At 63.3% G+C, this 5,332-nt stretch carries 7 protein-coding genes; all 7 read left to right on the forward strand.

The annotated features are described in order from the left end of the window. Positions 1-498: DUF3261 domain-containing protein (locus HLUSI_RS0119170; protein WP_016835485.1), on the forward strand; the 498-nt coding region annotated here is incomplete at its 5' end. Then, the gene (locus HLUSI_RS0119175) at positions 495-1,703 is read left to right on the forward strand and encodes a beta-ketoacyl-ACP synthase (RefSeq protein ID WP_016835486.1); all 1,209 of its coding nucleotides are present in this window, start codon (positions 495-497) and stop codon (positions 1,701-1,703) included. The genes HLUSI_RS0119170 and HLUSI_RS0119175, both read left to right, overlap by 4 nt. Next, positions 1,693-2,169, forward strand: a complete 477-nt coding sequence (locus HLUSI_RS0119180; RefSeq protein ID WP_016835487.1) for an ApeP family dehydratase — start codon at positions 1,693-1,695, stop codon at positions 2,167-2,169. The genes HLUSI_RS0119175 and HLUSI_RS0119180 overlap by 11 nt, the downstream gene beginning before the upstream one ends. After that, positions 2,166-2,903, forward strand: coding sequence for a 3-oxoacyl-ACP reductase FabG (gene fabG, locus HLUSI_RS0119185; RefSeq protein ID WP_016835488.1), 738 nt, complete (start codon positions 2,166-2,168; stop codon positions 2,901-2,903). Before HLUSI_RS0119180 ends, fabG begins: the two co-directional genes overlap by 4 nt. Further along, positions 2,900-4,153, forward strand: a complete 1,254-nt coding sequence (locus tag HLUSI_RS0119190; RefSeq protein ID WP_016835489.1) for a beta-ketoacyl-ACP synthase — start codon at positions 2,900-2,902, stop codon at positions 4,151-4,153. The genes fabG and HLUSI_RS0119190 overlap by 4 nt, the downstream gene beginning before the upstream one ends. Before the next feature lie 32 nt (positions 4,154-4,185). Continuing rightward, positions 4,186-4,635, forward strand: coding sequence for a hypothetical protein (locus HLUSI_RS0119195; RefSeq protein WP_016835490.1), 450 nt, complete (start codon positions 4,186-4,188; stop codon positions 4,633-4,635). A 110-nt stretch (positions 4,636-4,745) separates the two neighbouring features. Next, positions 4,746-5,300 carry a hypothetical protein gene (locus HLUSI_RS0119200; protein WP_016835491.1) on the forward strand — a complete coding sequence of 185 codons (555 nt, stop codon included), beginning with the start codon at positions 4,746-4,748 and terminating at the stop codon, positions 5,298-5,300. The last annotated feature ends 32 nt before the right edge of the window (positions 5,301-5,332 follow it).

Genomic DNA, 5,332 nt, shown 5'->3' on the forward strand with positions numbered 1-5,332 from the left:
GCGCGCGCGCGCGCGCGCGCGCGCGCGCGCGTGCACCTGCAACTGTCGCCGGCCTCGCTCGGCGCCTCGCTCAGCCTGCAGCAACACCTGACCGTGGAGCGCGCCGGCCGCACCGATGAAATCGACACCGTGCTCGAAATCGAGCCGGATCGTCTCGACCTGGTCGGCCTGGCGTTCGGCCAGCGCGTCATGTCCCTGCACTACGACGGCAAGGAACTGAAAACCTGGCGCCACTTCATGCTGCCCAAGGAAGTCCAGGGCGAAGACGTGTTGCAGGACGTGCAACTGACACTGTGGCCGGCCGCCGCCCTCCGCGCCGCTTTGCCGCCCGGCTGGGAGCTTGAGGAAAACGACATGCAGCGGACCTTGCTGCTGCACCGCGAAGTCATCGCGCAAATCGATTATCCTGACCGCAAAGCCTGGGGCGGCAAGGTGGTCCTGACCAATTTTCGCTATCTCTACAAGCTGACCATACAATCGGTTGTCACTGCACCATGACGATTTATCTGAACGCATTGGGGATGATTTGTTCGCTCGGCGCCACGCATGCCGGCATCCGGCAGCGCCTGTTCGCCGGCGACAGCGGGCTGCGCACCAGCGGGCGCCATGCATACGAGGATGCCCCGCGCATCGTGGGCAGCATTCCTTTTTCCGACGAAGAGTTGCCCACGGCGGCACACCTGCCGCTGCGGGAACGCAGTCGCAACAATCGTGTCGCGCTGGCGGCGCTGGCGCAGATACGTCCTGAAGTGGAGACCCTGATTGCGCGCTTCGGCCCGGATCGCATCGGCGTCGTGCTCGGCACCAGCACCTCCGGCATTGCAGAAGGCGAAGCGGCCTTCAGGCACTATGTCGCCCACGGGAAATTCCCCGCGCAATTCCATTACGGCCAGCAGGAACTCGGCTCGCCCGCCGCCGCGCTGGCAATGACGCTCGGCCTCTGCGGCCCGGCCTATGTCCATTCCAGCGCCTGCTCGTCAAGCGCCAAGGCCATGGCCAGCGCCGCGCGCCTGATCAACATGGGACTGTGCGACGCCGTCATCAGCGGCGGCGTGGATACGCTGTGCGACTTCACGATCGCCGGCTTCTCGTCTTTGGATTCGGTCAGCGCCGAGCGCTGCAATCCGCTCAGCATCAATCGCCGCGGCATCAACATCGGCGAAGGCGCCGCCCTGTTTCTGATGACCTCCGAAGCTGCTGCCGCCACTGTCGCCTTGTGCGGCTGGGGCGAATCGTCCGACGCCCATCACATTTCCGCCCCCGATCCGGAAGGCGTCGGCGCCGCCCTGGCAATCCGGCAGGCATTGCTACGCGCCGCCATTGCGCCGGAGCAGATCGACTACATCAATCTTCACGGCACCGCGACACTGCAAAACGACGCCATGGAATCGAAAGCGATCCACCAGCTGTTCGGCGCAAAAACGCCGGTCAGTTCAACCAAATCCTTCACCGGACACGCCTTGGGCGCGGCCAGCGCCATCGAAGCCGGGCTGTGCTGGCTGACGATGCAGGACGACAATCCCACCGGGATATTGCCGCCGCACCTGTGGGACGGCCAAGCCGATCCGGCACTGCCGGTCTTGCATACGGTACGGGTCGGAGAATCGCTGGGAAGACCGCCGCGCTATGTGCTGAGCAATTCGTTCGCCTTCGGCGGCAGCAACGCCGCCCTGATTCTTGGAAGGGGCGGCAATGCAGACTGAAAAACAATTTCCGCAGATCGCCGCGCTGGTTCCGCATGCCGCGCCCATGCTGCTGCTGGACCGCGTGATCAGCGTGGACGCCGACAAGCTGTGCGCGCAAGTCGCCATCGTCGACGACAGCCTGTTCCTGACCGGAACCGGAACCGGCGTCGGCGCCTGGGTCGGCATCGAATACATGGCGCAGGCGATCGCCGCCTGGGCCGGTTATCATGCGCAACAGCGCGGTGAAGCGGTCAGGATCGGCTTCCTGCTCGGTTCGCGCCGCTACGACGCCAGCGTGCCGTATTTCGCCACCGGCAGCACCTTGCACGTCGAGGTCGAAAAACTGCTGCAGGCCGACAACGGTCTTGGATCGTTCGCCTGCAGCATCCGCGACGCAGACTCACAACAACAACTGGCGCAGGCGACGATCTCGGTCTTCCAGCCGCATGACACCAGGGAGTTTCTACAAGAAAGCCCACAATGACAAACTCGGGGAACAACACCATCCTGGTCACCGGCTCCAGCCGCGGCATCGGCAAGGCGATTGCGCTGCGCCTGGCGCGCGACGGCTATGACATCGTCCTGCACTGCCACAGCCGGCGCGATGCCGCCGACGCGGTGGCGAAAGAAATCGAGGCGCTGGGACGCAGCGCGCGCGTGCTGCAATTCGACATCGGCGAGCGCGCGCAGACCTCCGGCATCCTGCTGCAAGACGTTGAACAACACGGGGCTTATTACGGCGTGGTCTGCAACGCCGGCATCGCGCGCGACAACGCCTTTCCGGCCATGCCCGGGGTCGACTGGGACAGCGTGATCAAGACCAATCTGGATGGTTTCTACAACGTGCTGTATCCGCTCGTCATGCCGATGATCCAGCGCCGCAAGCCGGGCCGCATCGTCACGCTGGCCTCGGTCTCCGGCATGGTCGGCAATCGCGGCCAGGTCAACTACAGCGCCGCCAAGGCCGGCATCATCGGCGCCACCAAGGCGCTCGCGCTGGAACTGGCCAAGCGCAACATCACCGTCAACTGCGTCGCGCCCGGCCTGATCGACACCGACATGACCGATGATTTGCCGATGGAAGACATCCTCAAGCTGATTCCCGCACGCCGCGCCGGCAAGCCGGAAGAAGTCGCGTCCGCGGTCAGCTTCCTGATGCAGGAAGACGCCGCCTACATCACGCGCCAGGTCATCTCGGTCAACGGAGGCCTGGTATGAGCATCAACCTTCGCCATCGGCAGGAACGCCGCGTCGCCGTCACCGGCATGGCCGGCATCAGCCCCATCGGCAACGACTGGCGCAGCGCGCAGGAACACCTGCGCAGCTATCGCAATGCGGTCGTGCGGATGCCCGAATGGGATGAATACAACGGCTTGCATACGCGCCTGGGCGCACCGGCCGCCGCCTTCGAATTGTCCGAGCGCTATAACCGCAAGAGCACGCGCAGCATGGGCCGCGTTGCGCTGCTGGCGACCCGCGCCAGCGAATGGGCGCTGGCCGACGCCGGCCTGCTCGACGACCCCCTGCTGCGCAACGGCGGCATCGGCATCGCCTACGGTTCTTCCGCCGGCACGCCCAGCGCGGTGGCCGACTTCAGCATGCTGTTCACGGAAAAAAGCACCCGGAACATCAACGCCAACACCTATCTCAAGATGATGGCGCATACCGCGCCGGTCAACATGGGCGTGTTCTTCGGCGTCACCGGACGCATCATCACCACCTCGAGCGCCTGCACCTCCGGCAGCCAGGGCATCGGCTACGCCTACGAGACGATCCGCAGCGGCCGCCAGATCGCCATGATCGCCGGCGGCTCGGAAGAACTGTGCGCCTCGGAAGCCGCCGTATTCGACACGCTGTACGCCACCAGCGTGCGCAACGACACGCCGGCCATCACGCCCAGCCCGTTCGACGAACAGCGCGACGGCCTGGTGCTGGGAGAAGGCGCCGGCACGCTGATCCTGGAAGACCTGGAACATGCACGGGCGCGCGGCGCCCGCATCTATGCGGAGATTGTGGGCTTCGGCACCAACAGCGACGGCAGCCACGTCACCAATCCCAACGCCGACACCATGAAGATCGCCATCGACATGGCGCTGGCCGACGCCGGACTCGACGCGGCTGCGATCGGCTACATCAACGCCCACGGCACCGGCACGCGCCAGGGCGACGTCGCCGAGTCCAACGCCACCGCGCGCGTGTTCGGCGACAAGACGCCGATCAGTTCGCTCAAGAGCTACATGGGCCACACGCTGGGCGCCTGCGGCGCACTGGAAGCCTGGCTCAGCATCGAGATGATGCACGCCAACTGGTTCGCCCCAACCATCAACCTGACCCGCGTCGATCCGGAATGCGGCCAACTCGACTACATCGCCGGCGAAGGTCGCCGTCTCGAATGCGAATACATCATGTCGAACAATTTTGCGTTCGGCGGGATCAATACGTCGCTGATTTTCAAACGCCACGCCTGAGCGGCGCCCATCCACCAGAAAAGGAAAAAACCATGCAAAAAATCTGCTCCCTGTTGATTGCCGCCGGCATCCTGAGTATCGCGAGCCTGCCGGTCCAGGCGCGCGACACCAAGCATCTCCTGTCCATTGAAGAAGGCCTCAATACCAAGGACGCCGAAAGCAAGTTGAGCGGGACCGTGAAGTTCTATTTTGCAGACCAGCCGCATCCGGCGGTCCTCGAAAAACTGGCCACCGACTTTTCCAATCGCAAAACCAACTCCTTCGGCAAGTCCGACGAAGTTGCCTGCAATTGGGCATTCCTTTCCGCCCTCCTCGCATTCGAAACACGCGCCAGGCAATTGGGCGCCAATGCGGTGGTCAATATCGTCAGTTATTACAAGAAAGACGAGATGGCCAGCACCAGCAAGTTCGAATGCCACGCAGGCGCCATCATTGCCGGTGTTGCCTTGAAGGGCGATTTTGTCAAAATCGCCGACAAGTAATCCGACATCATCCGCAATTGCATATCCGGGTGTGCGCCACTCAGGAGCCCCGCCTTACCCTCTCCCTAACTTTCAGGAACCTCATGTTTTCAACAAAAATAAACGCGCCCGTGGCAATCACCGCAATTGCCCTGCTCGCCGGCTGCGCCACCACCGTCAGAACGCCTACGGAAACCGTCAACCCGCCGCCGAGCGCAGCGCTGTCGACCTTCTCGTCGTTTGAATTGAAACCGATCAACACCAACGAAATCTGCGCCAAGCAGAGCGGCGGCGACGTTGCGTTGGCGGCGATCCAGACCCGGCTCGACACCAGGCTGGGCGATCTCCTGAAGAACTGGAATGCAAAGAAGACTGGCGCGACATCGCAAAAGCTCATCATCGAACCGATTTGCGTCGACATCAAACTGATCGGCACGGCCAAGCGAATTTTCACCGGCGCATTGTCCGGCAGCTCGGCCGTGGTGATGAAGGTACGGTACAGCGATGCGGTTTCCGGAAAAGTGATTGCCGAGCCAGTGTTTTACCAGCGCGCCAGCGCGATGGGTGCAGCGTATTCGTTCGGCGCAACCGACCGCGACATGCTCAATCGCATCAGCGACCTGATCGTCAGCTATGCCAGCCGCAACTATCCGCAAGCCGTGGGCGGCCCGACAGGTCTGGAGTAAGCTGAAGGACGGCTGCAAATTGCAGCCCCGCT

This window comes from Herbaspirillum lusitanum P6-12 (assembly GCF_000256565.1).
Lineage (GTDB): Bacteria > Pseudomonadota > Gammaproteobacteria > Burkholderiales > Burkholderiaceae_D > Herbaspirillum > Herbaspirillum lusitanum.